Origin of the sequence: Planifilum fulgidum (assembly GCF_900113175.1) — a bacterium.
GTDB lineage: Bacteria > Bacillota > Bacilli > Thermoactinomycetales > DSM-44946 > Planifilum > Planifilum fulgidum.
Window position 1 is genome coordinate 66,292 of record NZ_FOOK01000010.1, and the last position, 19,158, is coordinate 85,449.

The 19,158-nt window shown below is 57.3% G+C and carries 7 protein-coding genes and 1 pseudogene; 6 read left to right on the forward strand and 2 right to left on the reverse strand.

Going from position 1 to position 19,158, the window contains the following annotated elements; all coding sequences use genetic code 11:
- The first annotated feature begins 4 nt into the window (after nt 1-4).
- The 4 genes from BM063_RS07690 (at nt 5) to BM063_RS07705 (ending at nt 13,710) form a co-directional block, all read left to right on the forward strand.
- Entirely contained in the window at nt 5-4,552 is a 4,548-nt protein-coding gene (locus tag BM063_RS07690) for an Eco57I restriction-modification methylase domain-containing protein (protein WP_092037557.1), read from the forward strand.
- Nucleotides 4,549-11,082, forward strand: a complete 6,534-nt coding sequence (locus BM063_RS07695; protein ID WP_092037559.1) for a DEAD/DEAH box helicase — start codon at nt 4,549-4,551, stop codon at nt 11,080-11,082. Before BM063_RS07690 ends, BM063_RS07695 begins: the two co-directional genes overlap by 4 nt.
- On the forward strand, nt 11,083-13,197 hold the full coding sequence (locus tag BM063_RS07700; RefSeq protein ID WP_092037561.1) for an ATP-dependent helicase: 2,115 nt from the start codon (nt 11,083-11,085) through the stop codon (nt 13,195-13,197).
- Between the two features lie 141 nt (nt 13,198-13,338).
- On the forward strand, nt 13,339-13,710 hold the full coding sequence (locus BM063_RS07705; RefSeq protein WP_092037563.1) for an SRA domain-containing endonuclease: 372 nt from the start codon (nt 13,339-13,341) through the stop codon (nt 13,708-13,710).
- A 107-nt stretch (nt 13,711-13,817) separates the two neighbouring features.
- Here the strand turns inward: BM063_RS07705 and BM063_RS07710 are convergent, their stop codons facing one another.
- On the reverse strand, nt 13,818-14,981 hold the full coding sequence (locus BM063_RS07710; RefSeq protein WP_092037565.1) for a helix-turn-helix domain-containing protein: 1,164 nt from the start codon (nt 14,979-14,981) through the stop codon (nt 13,818-13,820).
- Between the two features lie 158 nt (nt 14,982-15,139).
- Between BM063_RS07710 and BM063_RS07715 the strand changes: the two genes are divergently transcribed.
- Both BM063_RS07715 and BM063_RS17955 read left to right on the forward strand, forming a co-directional pair.
- Nucleotides 15,140-15,892, forward strand: a complete 753-nt coding sequence (locus BM063_RS07715) for a hypothetical protein (protein ID WP_092037567.1) — start codon at nt 15,140-15,142, stop codon at nt 15,890-15,892.
- Between the two features lie 272 nt (nt 15,893-16,164).
- Nucleotides 16,165-16,937, forward strand: a pseudogene (locus BM063_RS17955) (transposase); the annotation flags it as partial.
- A 402-nt stretch (nt 16,938-17,339) separates the two neighbouring features.
- Here BM063_RS17955 and BM063_RS07730 read toward each other — a convergent pair.
- Nucleotides 17,340-18,695: a tetratricopeptide repeat protein gene (locus tag BM063_RS07730; protein WP_092037571.1), complete on the reverse strand. Its 1,356-nt coding sequence runs from the start codon at nt 18,693-18,695 to the stop codon at nt 17,340-17,342.
- Nucleotides 18,696-19,158 lie beyond the last annotated feature (463 nt).

Consider the following 19,158-nt stretch of genomic DNA (forward strand, 5'->3'; position numbering starts at 1 on the left):
AGAGATGACGATCGCGAGTCTCGGAAACATAAACGACTTCTACAACCCCTTCTTCGTGGAAAACCGCCTGAAGCGGGAAGCAGCCTCCATCCTGAAAGCCGTTTTCGCCGAGGGGGAAGATCCGGCCGCCGCCATCCGGGCTCTGCGCCAGGACTACCAAGGGATCAAGGGGAAAGTGCGGGAACAGGCGGCCGGTGCGCAGCAGGATCTGACCGGCTGGCACGAAAGCCTGGCCCGGGCCCTCGGGTACGCCGACTTATCCCGGGATGCCGCGTTGATTCTGGAGGACGGCCGGCGGATGGCCCTCCTTGCCGATCTGCGGGACGAGGCGGACCGGCGGTTGGTCGCGCTGCTGGAGGGCCCCTTTGTTTTCGAAGGGGAGGGGCTGCTGAAGGTTTCCTGGAGCGACGGGCCCGGGGAAGAGGACCGAACCTTGGAAAACCGGGTGGGACTCCTTTTCCGGGAGGCAAACCGTCCCCGCTTCGTCCTCGCTTTTCTGGGGCGCTTTGTCTGCCTGTTTGACTGTGAGAAATGGAGCGATCGCCGCTACTTGGCGGTGGATCTGGATCTGCTCTTCAGTCCCTTGGCCAAGGGCGACGCGGAGGTGTTTGTCGGTCTGTTCCATCGGAGGATCCTGGCCGGATCCCGGCGGGACGATTACTTAAACCGTCTGGAGGAGGAGTCCCGCCAGCATGCGGTCGGCGTCACCGAGGACTTGAAACATCGCGCCCGGGAAGCGGTGGAGCTGCTGGGGAACGAGTTTGTTCACTATCAGCGCGCCCGCCACAAACCTTATCTCAACGTCCCGGGCTTGGAGCGGCGGCTCACGGCGGAATGCCTCCGCTATGTCTACCGGCTTCTGTTTCTCTTTTACGTCGAATCCCGCGCCAAAGAACAGGGCATCGTTCCGATGCAGAGCGAAGAGTACCGCTCCGCCTACAGTCTGGAGGCCCTGCGGGATCTGGAGAACCAACCCCTCATCTCCGAGGCGGCCAAAAACGGCACCTACTTCCAGGAGAGCCTGGACAAGCTGTTCAAGCTGATCAACGAGGGGGGACCTACGGGGACGCATAACCAACAACGGGCTCCGGCGATCGGCGAGAAGCCCTTGTCCGCCGGTTTTACCCTGAGGGGGCTCCGCAGTGAGCTGTTCGATCCGGGATCGACGCCGCTTCTCTCTTCCATCAAGATCCGGAACGAAGTGCTGCAGAAGATTATTAGACTTCTTTCCCTGGCGGAGGGGAAACAGGGACAGCGACGGATCAGCTATGCCGGGCTTACCACCAACCACTTGGGAGAGATTTACGAGGGACTGCTCTCCTATTCCGGCTTCTTCGCCCGGGAGAAACTGGTGGAGGTGAAGCGGGCCAAAGACAAGGGAAATGGGATGGTCCCGACCTGGTTTCTCCCCGAGGGCAAACTGCCGGAGTACAACCTGAAGGAGGAGGAATTCGTTCTCCGTCGGAACGATGACGGGGAATGGGAGAGGGTCCACTACGAGAAAGGCACCTTCATATTCCGCCTGAGGGGGAGGGAACGGCAAGAGACGGCCAGCTACTACACCCCCTCGGTGCTGACGGAGGCCGTTGTCCGCCACACCTTGAAGGAGATCCTGCCGCGGCTTTCCGCCGATGAGGTGCTGAAGCTGACCGTTCTGGAACCGGCCATGGGTTCGGGATCGTTCCTGAATGAAGCGGTGAACCAACTGGCGGAAGCCTACCTTGCCAAAAAGGAAGAGGAGATGGGGGTCCAGCTGGAGGAAAGCCGACGGGCTTTCGAACTGGCCCGGGTCCGCGCCTACATCACCGCCAAGCGGGTTTACGGCGTGGACAAAAACCCGCTGGCCATCGAACTGGCCGGGGTGAGCCTCTGGTTCAACACCCTTCATGCCGGTCAGGCGGGTCCCTGGTACGAAGCCCGTCTGGCCGTCGGAAACAGCCTGATCGGCGCCCGCCGCGCCGTGTACAGCGAGGAAAGCCTGAGGATGGGGAGATGGACCGACCAGCCGCCGGACCGGAATCGCACCGGGGTGGAGCGGGGGGAGAAGGTGTACCATTTCCTCCTTCCGGACCCCGACATGTGCAAATACGACAAGGATCGAGCGGTCAAGGAACTGTGCAAGGAGGAACTGGCGGCGATCCGGAAGTGGAAGAAACAGTTCCCCAAAAAGATCGAAAAGGGGTTCTTTCAACGCCTGGCCCGGCTGTCCGCGGAGATCGACCGGCTGTGGAACAAGGCGGTTGAGCAGCGGAAAGAGCTGCTCGATCAAGTGGATGACCGGCTCACCGTGTGGCCGGCTTCCCAAGAGGAAGACCAGCCCAATAACTATACCATCCGGGAGCGGAAGGCCAAGCTGAGGGAGCTTCTGGAGGGCAACCACAGCCCCTTCCATATCGTGAAGCGGATCCTGGACATCTGGTGCGCCCTCTGGTTCTGGCCGATCCAAAAGGCGGACCGGTTGCCATCCTATGACGGGTGGATTTCGGCGGTGGAAGATTTGGTGAAGGCCGCGGATATCCGTTCGGAGGGTGTGGCCGGCGTGGAGGAGAGGCACCCCTGGCTTTCCATTGTCAAGGAAGTGGCGGAGAAAGAGCGCTTTCACCACTGGGAACTGGTCTTCGGGGAGGTGTTCGAGGACAACGGCGGGTTTGACGTGATCCTGGGAAACCCGCCCTGGGTGCCGGTGGAGTGGGAAGAGCGGGACGTTCTCGGAGAATTTGATCCGTTGATTGAGCTTCGCAAAGAGCCGGCGGGGACGGTGGCCCGGAAGCGGGCGGATTTGCTGAGGGACCCGTCCATCCGGGTGGCTTATCTGGATCTCTACGTTTCCCGGACGGCTTCCCAGGCTTATTTCAGCTCGCCGACCCAATTTCCGGAACTGCAGGGCTCCAGAGCCAATCTGTACAAATGCTTTATCGTCCGGTCGTGGTATTGGGGATCGGAAAAAGGGCGGATCGGCCTGCTTCACCCGGAGGGCGTGTATGACGAGGCCAAGGGCGGCCGCCTGCGGAGCCTGCTGTACCCGCGGCTTGTGGCGCATTATCAGTTTGTCAACGAGAAAAAGTTGTTCAGGGACATCACCAATCACGTACGGTTCAGCATCAACATTTATCAGGTCCGGCCCAAGAAGCGCATCTCTTTCCGTCACATGGGCAATTTGTTCGTCCCCAAGACGATCGACGAGTCCCTGCGCCACAGCGGGGTCGGACCCGTGCCCGGCTACAAGACGCGGGACAACCAATGGGAGACGCGGGGGCATGCCCGCCGGGTGGTGACGATCACCGATGAAGAGCTCGCGCTGTTCCGCAATTTGTACGGGGATGAGAGGGAATCGGTTCTCAAGCAGGTCCTTCCGGTGATCCACAGCGAGGAAGTGTTGCGGGTACTCAAGCGCTTTACCGAGGCCGGTGTTTCCTTGGCAAAAAGCGAGGTGGAACATGCTCAAACGCAGTGTTGGAATGAAACAGCCGATGTGAAACAAACCAAAACGATCCGGCGCCACACCCGCTTCCCGGAGCGGGTGGATGAACTGATTTTAAGCGGTCCCCACATCCATGTGGGGAATCCCCTGTATAAAACCCCCAATGAGGGATGTTCGACGAACCGGGATTACTCGGCCGTCGATCTTGAGCGGGTCACGGAGGATTACTTGCCCCGGACCAATTACGTGCCGGCCGTGTCCATGGAGGAGTACCGCAACCGCGCGCCGCGCTTCGGGGAAGTTTCCTTTTTGGACCGGTACCGGCTGGTGCACCGGAACATGGCGGGGCCGACCTCCGAAAGGACCTTGATTTCCGCCGTCATTCCGCCGGGTGCGGCCCACATCAACGGGCTGCGCTCGCTGTTATTTGCGGATTACCGGACCCTGGCGATCTTCTCGGGCGTCACCTTTTCGATCGTGGCCGATTTTTTCATCAAGGCCTCCGGAAAGGACAACCTTTACAGTCTGGTGGAACAACTCCGGCTTCCCGACGACCCCGAAATCAGCCGCATGATCATCGCCCGGGCGCTGCGGCTAAACTGTTTGACCATCTACTACAAGGGCCTGTGGGAGGAACTCTACGACCCGGCCTTCAACGAAGACGGCTTTGTCAAATCCGACCCGCGCCTCAAGCCCTGGAGCCACCTGACCCGCGAGTGGAACCGGGATGTGGCGCTGCGGACGGATTACGAGCGGCGGCAGGCCCTGGTGGAGCTGGATGCCCTGGTGGCCCTGGCCTACGGCTTGACCAAGGAGGAGCTCCTCACCATCTACCGTGTCCATTTCCCGGTGCTGCAACATTACGAGCGGAACGAGCGGTTCTACGATGCGCGGGGCCGTTTGGTGCCCAGGGATGTGGTGAAAGCCCATCAGTTGCAGTACAAGATCGACCGAGGGCTTGCCTCCATCCCCCGGGGGAAGGCCCTGCAACAGCATCGGGAGCGGTTGGCGGCGGGCTATGTGCCGGTCCGTCCGGGAACCGAGGAGCCCTTTGACCGGTGCGACCGGGAGGAAGACATGAGCCAAGCCTACGATGCCTTCAAGCGGATATTGCAGGAGGCGACAGCATGATTCCGGCATTGCTCGCGAAGGAATGGAAAGACGCTGTTCTGGAATACATCGACACGGTGTTTCCCATTCGGGATGACCGGGTGCGGGGAGCGTGGATGCAGTTTTTGCAGGATCCGGAGATGGGCCTGTTCAAGGGGGCGTACCTTAAGGCCCGGCTTCCCTGCCGGACAGCGGAGAATCCGGAGGAGGTCCCCTTAAAGCAGGTCCGGCCGCCCTTTTCGCCCTTTGTCCACCAGATGAAAGCCTTTGAGCGGCTCAATTCCGATCAGCCCGGCGGTCCGAAACCCACCTTGGTCACCACGGGGACGGGTTCCGGGAAGACGGAATCCTTCCTGTATCCGGTGGTGGACCACTGCGTGCGGATGCGCCGGAAGGGACAGCCGGGGATCAAGGCAATCATCCTGTACCCCATGAACGCCCTGGCTCAGGATCAGGCCAAGCGTTTGGCCGAGCTGATCGATACTCACCCGGAGACCAAAGGGGTGATCACCGCCGGCCTTTATGTGGGGCAGGGGGGACCGGGCCAATCCGGGAAAGCGGATGTCAGCAGTCGTATGACCCGGGACCGGCTGATCGAGGACCGGCAGGTGTTGCGGAAATACCCGCCGGACATCCTGCTCACCAACTACAAGATGCTGGACCTTTTGCTGCACCGGAAGGCGGATGCGTCTCTTTGGGCCGCCAACGATCCGGAAACGCTGCAGTATCTGGTGCTGGACGAGTTCCACGCCTACGACGGGGTGCAGTTGGCGGACATCGCCTGCCTGATCCGCCGCCTCCTCTCCCGTCTGAAGATGGAGCCGTCCTCCCTCTGCCCCGTGGCCACCTCCGCCACCCTGGGGGACGGAAGCGAACGAGCAATGGAGGAACTCCGAAAGCTGGCTCACACCGTCTTCGGTAGACCCTTTGACGTCGATGCGGTGGTGACGGAAAGCCGCCCCTCCCTGGAAGATTTCCTTGAGCCGGTAAAGGATCTCCCCATTCCCCAAGCGGTGGAGGAGATGCTTCCCCGGCCGCAGGAAGACGCGGAGCACTACATCCGGCGACAGGTGAAGCTGTGGTTCGGGGAGGAACTGGGGGGACGAGAGCTGGGGGAACGCCTCCGCTCCCATCCTTGGTTTGACCTTCTCTGCCGGACCGCCACCGCCCGCCCGGTGTCCTGGGATGAATTGGTGGACAAGTTTCTCCGGGAGTTTGCCGGAGATGCGGAGGAGGATCGGGAAGGGGTGGAGCGGCGCCTTCATTCCTTCCTGGCCGTCATCTCCCATGCCAAGGCGGACGACCGCCGTCCCCTCCTTCCCATCCAGGTCCAGCTCTGGACCCGAGAGATGCGGGGACTGGTCCGGGGGATCGGGGAGGAACCCGCGTTTCGTTGGGGCAACCAGGGGGATGTCCATGCCATGTCGGAATACCAAGAGGACGATGGTATGTCCAACAGGGAAAACCGGAAGCGTCCGTACATCGCTCCGCCGGAGCAGGCGGCTTTGCCGATGTGCGTCTGCTACGCCTGCGGGGTGAGCGGCTGGATCAGCGTCCAGAACGAAGGCGATCCCCGGCTGTGTACCGACCCGAAGGAGATCAGCATGGTCTACGGCCGTTCCTCCCACAACTCCACTCCGGACGAGGAAAAGCGTATGCTGCGTTTTCTCTATCCGGAGTCTTGCGGTGCACCCATCCGGGGAACCTACAGCGAACAATATCTGACCGTCCGCGGGGCTGTTCTGGAGCAAAAGCCGGGTCCCGACCGGGTGAAGGTGTATGTGGTCTCTCCCTTCGACGCCTTTGGGGAAAATCAATGTCCCTATTGCCGGGAAAAAGACAGCGTCCTGCTCGTCTCCATGCGGCGGGCCGGCCTCAGTTCCGTGCTGATCGCCCATACCATCGGCTCCCCCCACACCGCGGACCGGAAGATGCTCACCTTCGTCGATTCGGTGCAGGATTCCGCCCACTTGGCCGGATTCATCCGCCATCGGACCCAATCCACCCTTCTCCGGACGGGGATCCGGCAGATGCTGGAGCGGGGGTATGACGGGGCGACCCTGGACCGGTTGCTGCGGGAGTGGCAGCCCTATTGGCGGAAGGAGCTGGGGGATGAGGGTTATCTGAAGGCCTTTGTGGAACGGGACGAAGAGGAGGAGCTGCTGGCCGGACGCTTTCCACGGGACGTTTCCAAGTGGTCGGAGGAAATCTGGGAGGACGTCCAGGCCTATGTCACGTGGCGGGTGGTGAAGGAACTGGGATTGCACGCCCGCCTCGGCCGCTCCCTCTATCTCACCGGCAGCACCGTCCTGGGCGTATCGGAGGAAAAGTTGACCGAAGCGGCCAAGCTGGCGGCGGAATCGATCCGAGAGATGGAAGCGTTCCTGGACCGGGACGGAGGGCTGGAGAAGCGGGTGCGGGCCCTGATCCAAGGGATCGTTCACCGCATGGTCTTAAGCGGCGGCATTTCCCATCCGCTTCTCGACCGGTTCCGGGAGAAGGGGAGTCGCCACTTCCTGACTGAAAAGATGAATCCCCTTTATGAGCGCTCCAAAAGGCATCCCCGCTTTTTCACCGATGAAAAGGTGCGGGGGGATGCGCTGGATTCGCTGCAGGCCGGAGAAGACAGCTGGATCGTGCAATATTTGGTCCGATCCTTGGAAGCGCCGCTGTTGGAAGGGAAATTCCAACTGCAGGATGATCCCGACAGAGGATACATCGCCCTGCGCCTCTTCCAGGCGATGCAGGAGGCGGGACTGGCGGATGTCCGGTTCTTCGGCAATCACCATACCTACGGTCTGGATCCCCGGGCTTTGGAAGTGCACAAAACAACGGCCCGGATCCAGTGTCGGGAGTGCCGGCAGGAGCTGACCGTTCCCCGGAAGGAATTGAGGCGATATGTGGAGGAGGTGCCCTGCATTACCTACCGGTGCCAAGGGATCTATCGGGAGGTGCCGGAGGCGGAGCGTTCCTATTACGATCGGGTGTATCGGGAATCGCTCCTTGAACCGATTGTCTCCAAGGAGCATTCCGGCCTGCTGTCCCCTCAACACCGGAAGGAGATCGAGCGCCGGTTTGCCGACAGGGATGCGGAGCATCCGGTCAATGTCCTGGTCTGTACCCCGTCGATGGAGATGGAGATCGACATCGGGGATTTGTCCACGGTCCTTTTGTCCGATGTCCCGCCCACCATTGCCAACCGGGTCCAGCGGGTGGGACGGGCCGGGCGTTCCAGCGGGACCGCACTCATTTCCCAACTGTTCCGGGATGTTCCCCATGATCAGTATTTTTGGCAGACGCCCCGGGAGCTCTTGCAGGGACGGGTGGAAACGCCGGTTTGCCGGTTGGACGCCCCGGAGGTGTTGAAGCGCCATCTGCGGGCGTATCTGCTGGACTCGTGGATCCGGGATCACCCTTTGGCGGAGGTGCCGCCGACGGTGTCCCGTCTCCTGGGAGAGGCGGAGATGAACGGGTTTCCTCACCTGTGGTACGCCTATGTGGAGCAGAACGGGGAACGGCTGTGGCAAGGGTTTGAATCCCTCTTGTCGGATCACTTGAGGCGGGACAGCGTGGACAAGGTGAAACACTTTTTCCTGTCCGGCGAGTGGAAAGAGGAGATCCAGGCCGTGATCAAGCGGCGGAAAGAGGAGATCCGGGAAGCCCAGCTTCATCTGCGGCGGATCAACGAGCGGTTGAAGCAGCCCGCCCTGCAGGGCGAAAACGGTGAAAACGCCCCCGAACGGAAGGAATTGGACCGCATCCGCGCCCAGGCCCGTCAGCACTACAAAATGCTCACCGGGGAAAACAGCCTGGAGTGGTGGACGGTGGAAGGGCTTCTCCCCAACTACACCTTCCCCGACCGGGAAGTTGTTCTGCGCCGGTTCCTTCCCAAGCCCGGGGAAGCGTTGGAGACGGAGGATTTTTCACGGTCGCCGGAAATGGCCCTCCGGGATTTTGCTCCGGGAAACAGCTTTTACGCCCGGGGCCATGTGACCACCGTGAACCAGATCCCGATGATCTCCCGGGAGTTGGAAGAATGGCGTTTCTGCCCGGATTGTCACCACATGGAGCGGGCGGAAGGAAAAGCCGCCGGCGCTTGCCCCCGATGCGGCAACCCCGCGTGGCAGGATCAGGGGCAGGTGCAACCGATGGTCCGGCTCACCCGGGTGATGTCCCGGGTGCGGCCATCGGAGGATGCCGCGATCCGGGATCAGGAGGAGGAACGGGATCGGCAGCCGACGGAGATTTTGACCCTTTTCGAATTCCCCGACGCCCCGCTGATCAGCCAAGCGGTCAAAGGGCAGGTGTTCGGCTTTGAGTTTTTCGAATCCGCCGTGATGCGGGAGATCAACTTCGGGCCGAAAAACCGGGAGCAAACCCGGCGCAAGGTGGCCAACCATTCCGTTCCCCTGAAAGGCTTCACCGTTTGCACCAAGTGCGGGGCCGCGGCGGAGAAAACCGGCAAAGGGGGTTGGGCCGTCCGCCATGTCCGGGGATTCGGCTGTGATCGAAACGCCGGCCGGTCCGACGTGGTGCAGCAGATGACTGCCCTGGGCACCAATGAGGAGCGGGTGAGCGGGGCCGGGTTTGAAAAGGGGATTTATCTCTACCGGGAGCTGAAGTCGGAAGTCCTGCGGGTGCTCTTGCCCGTCTCCGATGCCTTGTCCAAAGAACGGATGGCCACGTGGGAGGCCATCCTCCGGCTGGGCCTGCGGGAGAAAATCGGCGGGTCCGAGCGACAGATCGGGATGGCTCCCTATGATGAGCCCATTCGTATGCAGAACCAGACCATGCGGGCCCGTTACCTCGTCCTGTATGACAAAATTCCCGGGGGGACGGGGTATCTCCGGCAATTGGCGGAAGAGGGGGAGCTCTACGACCTGTTGGTCAAAGCCCATGCCAGGATCCGGAATTGCTCCTGTCAACATGAAGGGCGGATGGACGGTTGTTACCGCTGTCTGTTCCGTTACGAGTCCCAGTATGATCAACAATACATCTCCCGGCGTATGGCGCTGGAAATGCTCGAACCGCTGTTGGAGGATCCAAAGAAATGGGAGCGAAGAGAGCAACTCCGGGTTGAGGAGATGGACGCCCGGCGCCTCCTGATGGAGAGCGACTTGGAAGCGTTGGCCGAAAAGCGGTTGATCCGGCGGCTGGAGGATCGGCTGACCCACGCCACTTTATCCGTGGAGGAGTATCACCGCGGGGACCGGCAGGGGGTGGAACTCACCTGGGAGACCCCCTTTGGGCGGGCAGGGTGGCGCATGATTCGGCAGGTGACGCTGTCGGACGAGGAAAAGGTTCCTTTCACCACCCGGGCGGATTGGGTTCTCTATCCTCTGTTTGAAGACTCCCGCTATGCGGACATGGACATCAAGCCCGTCGTCTTTTACTGCGACGGAGCGGAGTTTCATATCGGAGAGGGAGAGTTTTACCGTCTGCCCAAAGACATCCTGATCCGGGAAGGGTTGCGCCGCAGCGGAAAGTTTGCGGTCTTCAACGTTACATGGAGAGATCTGCAGGAAACGGAATCCGCTCCCTACGAAAATGTCGCTTCCGAGATGGATCCGGAGGACGGTTTCATCCAAAACCTGCGTCACGTGGCCAACATGGTGGGGGGAGCGGTGGACCCGGTGAAAATGTGGCGGGCCTCCTCCCTGGACCTGCTGGTGGAATACCTGATCGATCCCAATGTGAACCGGTGGGTGGACTTGGCGAAACAGATCGCCTTTGCCGCGGCGGATATTTCCCGTGGAAAGCAGCACGCTGTTCCGCTTTCGGCCGTGGTGGAGGGTCTGGAAGCCGGGATGGTGGCGGAGGAGAGAGCGATTTATCTTCCGGACCGGAAGACGTGGTCTTCCCAAGACAAACCCCTGATTTTCCGGGAGCATCATTTCGGTCCGGGTGCGTTCCTGACTCTCTTGCTGACGACGCGGCCCAAAAAACAACAACTGATGGACAGCTACATTGAAGGGCTTCTGCGTCTGGAAGACACCCGGCGGAGCGGTTCGGAGCCCACGGTGAAAGAACATTTCCAATCCGCCTGGCATGTCTTTTATCGCTGGTTTAATGTCCTTCAGTGGTTGCCGACGTTCCGTTTTGTCACCGGGGAAAGTCTGGCCACCCAATCTGACGAATGGGCCTTCCTGGATCAAGTGGTTCCGGTTGACGGATTGAAAGCGAAGATTCAGGCTGCCGCTAAGGATGCCAAGCAGTCAGCACCGGAGATGGATCTCAAATGGGCGGAATATGTACATTCCACTTACCGGAGTTTCGCGGTGGCTCTGGTGAAAGCGGGGGTGCCGAAGCCGGAGGTGGGATATGAGTTTATGGATGGCGATCGCATCGTGGGGGAAGCCGAACTGGCTTGGCCGGATTACCGCCTTTGCATTCTGCGCAAACACCAGCGGGATGACGAACCGGCGATCCGGAAGCTGGGGTGGACAGTGTGGGATCTTTCCCCGTATGAAAACGACAAAGGGGAGCCCGTCAAACCGCAAGGCGCAGATTGGAAGGAACTGTGGCAGAGAGCGTTGGAGAGGGGGATGTGAATGCCGACGATTGCGCTGCAGGACACCTTTCTGGAGGCCTTTGAACGTCTTCCCCGCTCGGAACAGCGCAGAACCCGGGCGATGATCGACAAGATGCGGGAGGACCTCTCGGCTCCCGGACTCAACTTCGAACGGTACAACGAAGCGCTGGATCCCAAAGTCTATTCGGTCCGAGTCAGCCAGTCCTACCGGGCCATCGCCGTGAAGCCGGATAACAGCGATACGATCGTGTTGGTCTGGGTGGATCATCATGACGAAGCGTACCGTTGGGTGAAGCGGAAGCGCTTTGAAGTGAACGTCCACACCGGAGCATTCCAGATGTGGACCGCCGTCGAAGGGGAGATCCAGGAGGAACCGTCGGAGGAGCCCGGCCTCTTTACTCACTTGACGGATCACCAGCTGATCAAATTGGGGGTTCCCCCGGAGCTGGTTCCCGTCGTGAAACGGATTCGCACACTGGAGGAACTGGACGCCAAACGGAAAGACATTCCCGCGGATGCCTGGGAGGCATTAAATTTTCTGGCCACCGGCGAGTCCTATGAGGAAGTGCTTTCCTTTATGGAAGAGCTTCGGGCCGAAGAGGAAGACGGGGCGGATCCCTTCGAGCGGGCGGTCAAAAACCGCAGTTCCAGCCGCAGCATCGTGGTGATCACGGACGACGAACAACTGAACGAAATCCTGAACCAGCCGTTGGAAAAGTGGCGCACGTTCCTTCACCCCACCCAGAAGGAGCTGGTGGAGAAGCATTACCGCGGGCCGATCCGAGTTCTGGGGGGTGCCGGTACCGGCAAAACGGTGGTGGTCATGCACCGGGCCCGGCGGTTGGTGCGCAACATTTTGCGACCGGACGAACGGGTGCTGGTCACCACCTACACGGTGAACTTGGCGGAATCGATCCGGGAGCATTTGAAAACGATGTGCACTCCGGAGGAGATGGAGCGGATCGATGTGATCCCCATTGACCGCCTCGCGAGGCAATTGGTGGACCAGTATGAAAATGTCCGGATCGAAAAGGTGAATCCGGATCCCGATGAGGTAGAGAAGTTGTGGATGGAGGCGTTGGAAGCTAACGGCTGGTCCCAGGATCGGCTTTCCTTTGTCATGCAGGAGTACGACCATGTGATCCAGTCCAACGGGGTGGATACGTGGGAGGAATACTTGGACATCCCGCGTACCGGCCGGGGTCAACGGATATCCCGGGCCGAGCGGAAACAGATATGGGATGTGGTGTGCGATTTCCGCCGGCGGATGCAGGAGAGGGGATGGTATGCCTTCGAGGATATCCTTCGCCTTGCCCGGAAGTGGGTAAAACGGAATCGGGGTGTGGTGACGTACCGTTCCGCGGTGGTGGACGAGGCCCAGGATTTTCATGCGGAAGGATTCAAATTGCTCCGTGAGTTGGTGCCGGAAGGGGACAATGATCTCTTCATCGTGGGGGATGCCCATCAGCGGATCTATTCCCGCCACGTGGTGTTGGGCCGTTGCGGAATCAATATTCGGGGGCAGCGCTCCAAACGGTTGCGCCTCAACTACCGGACCACGGAACAGATCCGGGATCAGGCGATCGGGGTGTTGCACGGGCTCACCTTTGACGATCTGGACGGAGGAATCGATCAGGCGAACGATCGGTCCCTCATCTACGGGGAAGCCCCGGAGCGGGTTCATTTCACCACGCAGCGGGAGGAACAGGAGTACGTCATCCAGACCATTCGGGAGTTGTTGGACGAAGGGGTGAAAAGCAGCGAGATTGCCGTTCTCGCGAGGAGCAATTGGCTTGCGGAGAAATTCGAACAGTTCCTTAAGGAACACGATATTCCCGCGGAAAAAATGGGAACCCACTTCACTCTCACCCGGGACGGCGTCTCCTGCGGAACGATGCACCGGGCCAAAGGGCTGGAGTTCCGCGTCGTCTTCCTGGTCGGCGTGTCGGAGGGGCTGGTTCCTCCCCAATCCCGAATCCAGAAGGCGAAAGATCCTCTGGCACGGGAGCAGATGGAACGGGAGGAGCGATCTCTCCTGTACGTCGCGGCCACCCGTGCCCGAGACAAGCTATTCGTCACTTCCAGCGGCACCCCGTGCCGTTTTTGGCCTGTGGATGTGGAAAATCGTGTTTGATGTAGGAAAGTGGGCCGGGTAGACTTTACAGATGTGGTGACCGTCGTAATGGCTTGGGGAAAATGTCGGAGCTATTACGGCGGTCCGGTTTATATTTTTGATTACCCACATAGTCCAACCGCATAGAGGGAGGATCAACCGTTGTTTCAGATTGACCAAGTTTATAAACGCCGTGATTTGCATGAAAAGTATGGAGGACAACAACAAGGCGGAATTTCAACACCAGCCAATCATCCTTTTATATTCTTGTTCTCAAGTAAATCGGGTAAAACCTATGGTTATGAAGATGGAGGTGAAGGTCAAGAAGGGGATATGCAATTCGTTCGGGGGAATAAAGCCATTCGCGATCACCAGAAAGATGGAAAATCCTTATATCTGTTTGAATACGTGGATCGGGGATATGTTCGGTTTATCGGAGAGATGGTTTGTTGGAAAATCCATGAAAAAAGTGGGCTGGATATAAAGGGCAGGCTACGCAAAATGATTGTGTTTGAATTAAAACCTGCAAACTAAATTAACATGATTCAAGACTTCCTTACTATAAATCGCGGGTCTGTATCTTCCTAGTTCTATCCCAGATCATTTCGCTGGTGATGCACAGTCCCGTATCACGCCTATCTTCATAAATCCCACGGCTGAAACCATTCTTCCAATTCAGCCACACGTTTTTCCTTGGGCCATTGGATGCTCAATTTATTGTAGCTGCCGATCAGTTTATTGAAATAGAGGCGCGAACCGAGTTCTTTCGCCAACTTGGCTCCTTCTATCAAGATGGAGGCGCTTTGATCCAGATCCTTCTGTTGGATCTGGATTTCTGCTTGATAATAGAGCATATCCAATCGGGTGATCGGTTCGACCTCCGGATCGTTTGTTTCTTGCTGCATGGCGATCAGTGCTTTCTCGGCTTCTTTGGGTTGTCCCAAAAAGAGGCGGGATTGTGCGTCACCGAAGACATAGAGCGAGTAACGGGAAGCGCGCAAATAAGGATAAGCAGGGTCATCCTCCGGCTTAAGGGGGAAATGCTCATAAGCCAATCCCATTGCACGCATGGATTCCTGGAATTGCCCACGCATGGCATATACTTCCGCAATGCCGGCATACGTTCTTCCCTTCAGCAGAGGTGTCGCATTGTCCAGTAAGGAAATGGCACGTTGATATGCCCGCAACGCAACATTGGTCAGTTTTCGATGGAAACCGATATTAGCCAAACCGATGAGCGATGCAACCTGTAAGTTTGTGTCATCAGCGATTTTCCCATAGATGAATGCCTGTTTACCGGCTTGTTCCGCCGCACCGAAATTTTCACGATCGGCCAACAATTCACAGGCGAGCAAATGGGCTTGGGAGGCGAGACGGGCGGCTTTTTGCTGAAAAGGGGAGGGTTGTCGGGCAAGGAGTGTCGTGTGATGACAGTAAAGGGGCAGAATCGCCTCGACTTGATGAGGGTGACCGTTAAAGAATAAATCCTGGCAAGCCGCTATTCCACGGGAAAGCACATCATCATGCCATAAATCGGCCGTATTCCAGTTATTCGTTAAGGGGGTGATGTCATGAAGAAGTGCTTCCATTTCTTTTTCTTTTTTTCGGTCTTCATTTTTCAGCAGACCAAGCTCCTCAGGTGTTTTATCAAGACATTCGCACAGCCGCTGAATGCTGTCGATTCGAAGGGGTTCTCCTCGTTCCGCCCGTTCAACGGTGGATACGGAGATCCCGGCGAAATCCGCCAATTGTTGCTGACTCCACCCCTTCCTCAGCCTCGCTTCGCGCAACAAGTGATTCTTCATGAAACTCGCCTCCTAGGGATCCCGACATGGATATCCACAAGTCAAGGATGATTGACGGCTTCATCAAGGGTGAATGAAGGTTTTTCTATTATAATATAATTTATAATTTTCATTACCACTATAAATCGTGTTGAAACATTGCTGAGAGGAGGATAGGAATGACAGACATCCGCCTGGAGCAGGGACTGGCGGAGAGTGGGGCTCCCATCGGCTTTCCGGAACTTCCGGAGGACTTTTTCGAAGCGGTGCGCCGGCGTTTTTCCCTTGATGGAAGCGGGCGGATGATGGTGTTGTGGCAGGGTGCCGGAGTGTTTTTGTCTTTTGCCGGAGACTTTGAATCGATCCTGCTTGTGGATCCGGAACCGGGACGGATGGCCGAGTCCATGTGGGAAGCGGAGAGGTTGGGGATTAAGAATGCCATTTTCCTGGAAGGGGGGAGGAGGGTTCTGCATCCCCGGATGGGACGGTTTCGCTTGGTGATCGTCCAGGATCCCTTTCTCCGGAAGGATCGGAAACGATGTCTTTCCTTTTTGGCAAACATGACGGAACCGGAGGGCGGGGTTGTCATCGCCGATGTTCAGCGGTGCGGTCCTCCCGCTGATTGGCAGAAGGCCGCCTTGGATGTCCTCCGGGATCGGATTGGCGCAGAACTGTCCGAGAGCCATCCAACCGGTTCCACAGCGTGCGATGAACAATCCCTTCCTTTCAGGTATACGGAAACCTATACTCATCACTGGTCGCGGAAGAGGTCCATCAGCCAAGCAGTGAACGAAATTCTTTCTGCATGCTGTGCTCCGATCAAGGAGCGGGCTGCCTTGGAAGGAGAGTTGTGTGCGGCTCTGAGAAAGGCGGAACCGTCGGGAGTTTTGGTAGAGGTTCTTCGTCTCAATGCAATTTTTGCTTGGAATTGAGGATCTGCGGGAGGGTGGGATGTTGAATGAGCTAAATCTCCTTTAATGGTTGTTTCAATTGATCGTGGTACATGTGGAGGTGGCGGATGAAGCAAAAAGTTCACCCGTCGAATCGATGCTGCTGTATTTGAAATCTCTACTGGAACGGATAAAGGATGCTTAAATGATAAACCATTCTTTTTCGGAGCAAACGTCACTACAAGCTATTTCAAAAACATGATCTGCCAATGTAAAATGGAAGCATGAGTACGAGACATGAGCTGACAGACGAACAATGGGCTGTGATTGAACCCCTTCTTCCCAAACCAAAACCGGGACCCGGACGTCCGCCCGCAGATCCGCGAAAAACCCTGAACGGAATTCTCTACGTCTTGAAAACCGGTTGTACTTGGGCGGACATGCCCCGGCAATATGGTTCTCCCACCACCTGTTGGCGGCGATTGAAACAATGGTCGGAAGACGGAACATGGGAGCGGATTTGGCGTGCGCTGTTAAGTCGAATGGATGCGGAAGAGAAAATCGAATGGGCTCAAGCTTTTCTGGATAGTCGATTTGTTCCTGCCAAAAAAGGGGAGACGGGATTGGAAAAACCAAGGTGGGCAAGGGAACCAAGGTCATGATGGTATCGGATGGAAACGGGGTGCCGATCGGTCTGTATCTGGACAGCGCCCACCATCATGAAATCCGCTTGGCGGATGCCACCCTGAAAACGGTTTGGGTACCGCAAAGGCGGGGACGCCCCCGAACACGGCCCAAGGAATTGGTGGCTGACAAAGCTTATGACAGCCGTTCTTTTCGAATTTGGTTGCGCCGACGGGGGATCAAACCCACCATTCCCACCATTCAGCGAAAAAGCCGCAAACCCCGTCGTGGCCGACCCATCCGTGTGGGAGAGGGATACCGCCGGCGTTGGATCATTGAACGCTGCTTCGGGTGGATGAACAATTACCGGCGGTTGGTAGTTCGATATGACCGATACTTGCATATTTATAGAGCTTTTTGCCTGATTGCATTCATTATTTGGTGTGTAAACCGAATTTTGAAATAGTTCTAATGTTTTTCCTTGATTCATAACTCGACCCATCTAAACGGGCTGGTTTCTTTAGCGACATAGAAGGGAGTAATTTACAAAGAATCTTGCAAAACGGTGCCTGAAGAGCTGTTACCTGTGCGCGACAGTGTGGTCACTGGGCGAAAAATAGATGGAAAAACCGACGCAATTGCTCTTACCCAAGAAGTCCGGTGATGTCGGGCGGTCAGCCGCGACCTTTCTTTGCGCATTCTCAGAACAACCTTCTCAGCGACGCAGTCAGTTGTGATCCTTATTCCGTCCAAGAAAAAACAAAATACCGCCGATCTCCGAACACTTCCGTGCAGCGGAGAGCGACGGCCTGCGATACCCGAAACCGCATAGAGAAGGCTTTAGCCATTATCCGGTTTATCATTGTTACCCCCACCATCGAGGCATCGGATCACGGAAATCACCTCCCCAGGGGATCTCCCCTTCCTTTTCTTTCATTATATGCATTTCCCGGAGACAGTTCAAAAACTTCTCTTCATCCACTCCCCGCCAGCACCGGGCCAGATGGAACAGCAATTCGTATTCCTGATGTCTCAACTGGTGCCGCCGGGCCAGTTCCAGCGCCCGTTGGTAATAGCTGACCGCCTCTTTTTTCCGATCCCGCATGCGCCAATAATCGCCCAAGATTTTAAGAGCATTCACCAACCGCGGGAAATTCTCAAACCGTTCGGCGATTTCAGCGGCTTTGTTTGCATACTCAAAGGCCCGGTCCCACTCACCGCGCTGAATATACAGCCTTCCCAACTCGGCATAGGTGGATGACACCACCACCGGATCGTCGGTCTCATCCTTCAGATCCAAAGCCATGGTGTAACAGTGAACCGCCTCGGCCCATTCCCCCTTCATCTTGTAAAGGTCGCCCAATAGATTCCAGAGATTAAAGGCCTGTAAGTAATGTTGGCTGATACGGGCCCTCTTCAAACCTTCCAGGGCGGTGTGAAAGGCTCCTTCGAAATCGTTGGTTTTGCGGAGACAGTCCGCCCGCAGGTAATAGAGACCGAGCAGGGTGGCCGTCCGTTCAATCCGGTCCCGATCTTTCCAGGCTTCCTCCACCACGTTCAGCGCGGGTCCCCAAAGTTCCCTCTCGCGCAGGTACACTGCTTTGTTGTGGAGGAGCACGTACTTATATTCCCGGCGTTCTCCTCCCTCGACGAAAGCCTTCAGCCCCTTGTCCGCGTAATCCAGGGCCTGGTCCAGATCGCCCCGTTGGTAACCGCACTGCCCCAGATTCGCATAAGCGGCCGCCTCGATGTTGGTCCGTTCCCGTCCCTGCTGTTGGATGTACTCGATCGCCTTGAACAGGGCCTCTTCGGCCTTCTTCCAATTCTGGAGAAAACAATGGCATTTTCCCGTCACAAAGTAATATTCCGGGAGCAGGGACTCCTCCTCCGGCTGAAGTTGTTCCAGCAGATGCCGGGCTTTCCGCAGTTCGCCCCGATCCAGCATCATCTCGACGGAGAGAAGCCGGAGCCGGGCCGCTTGCCGCTTTTTTTCGTGTTCTTCGGCCGTTTGCAAAAGTTTCTCGATGGAAATCCCCAGTTTCTTCATCAGGTACTCGGTCTTGTCGGCCCCGACGCTGGGCAATCCCCGCTCGATGTTGCTGATGGTGGTCGCCGAGATGTTCTCATCGGCCAGATTTTCGATGGATAATCCCCGCTTTTTCCGATGGGCGCGAATGACGGCTCCCAATTCTTTTCCGTCGATCCCGAATGTTTTATCCATCTTTCACCCTTCCTCCTCCGCCGTGAAGGAGCATGGAATTTTTTTGCCGTTGAACGGAAATTCGCGTTCCAGCCGGCTTCTTCTCTTCATTCACCATGATCCCTCGCAAAAATAAATTCATTGAATGGGTTATTTTACGAATATATACTCAAATTAAAGCGAGGGACGGAAGATATGATGAATAAATGATATAATCCGTTTCAAGGATGAAGAGGGAAGTTAATGATTTTGATTTTCCTACATTCTGATTTCAATTATAAACAATGGTTTTCATGCGTGAAAAGAAAAAGGGAGTGAAGGCATTGAAAACAAACCCTCTGTACCCAAAAAGGATGTTGATGTAAAACGAGAGGCTGATCAACGAAACGGCGTGCATGAAGAGGTGAAAGGTCCAGTAAGAAAACAATAACCGTACAGGCCGGCCTTCTCCTTTCCGTCAGAACCAGGGATGTCGCAGGAAGAC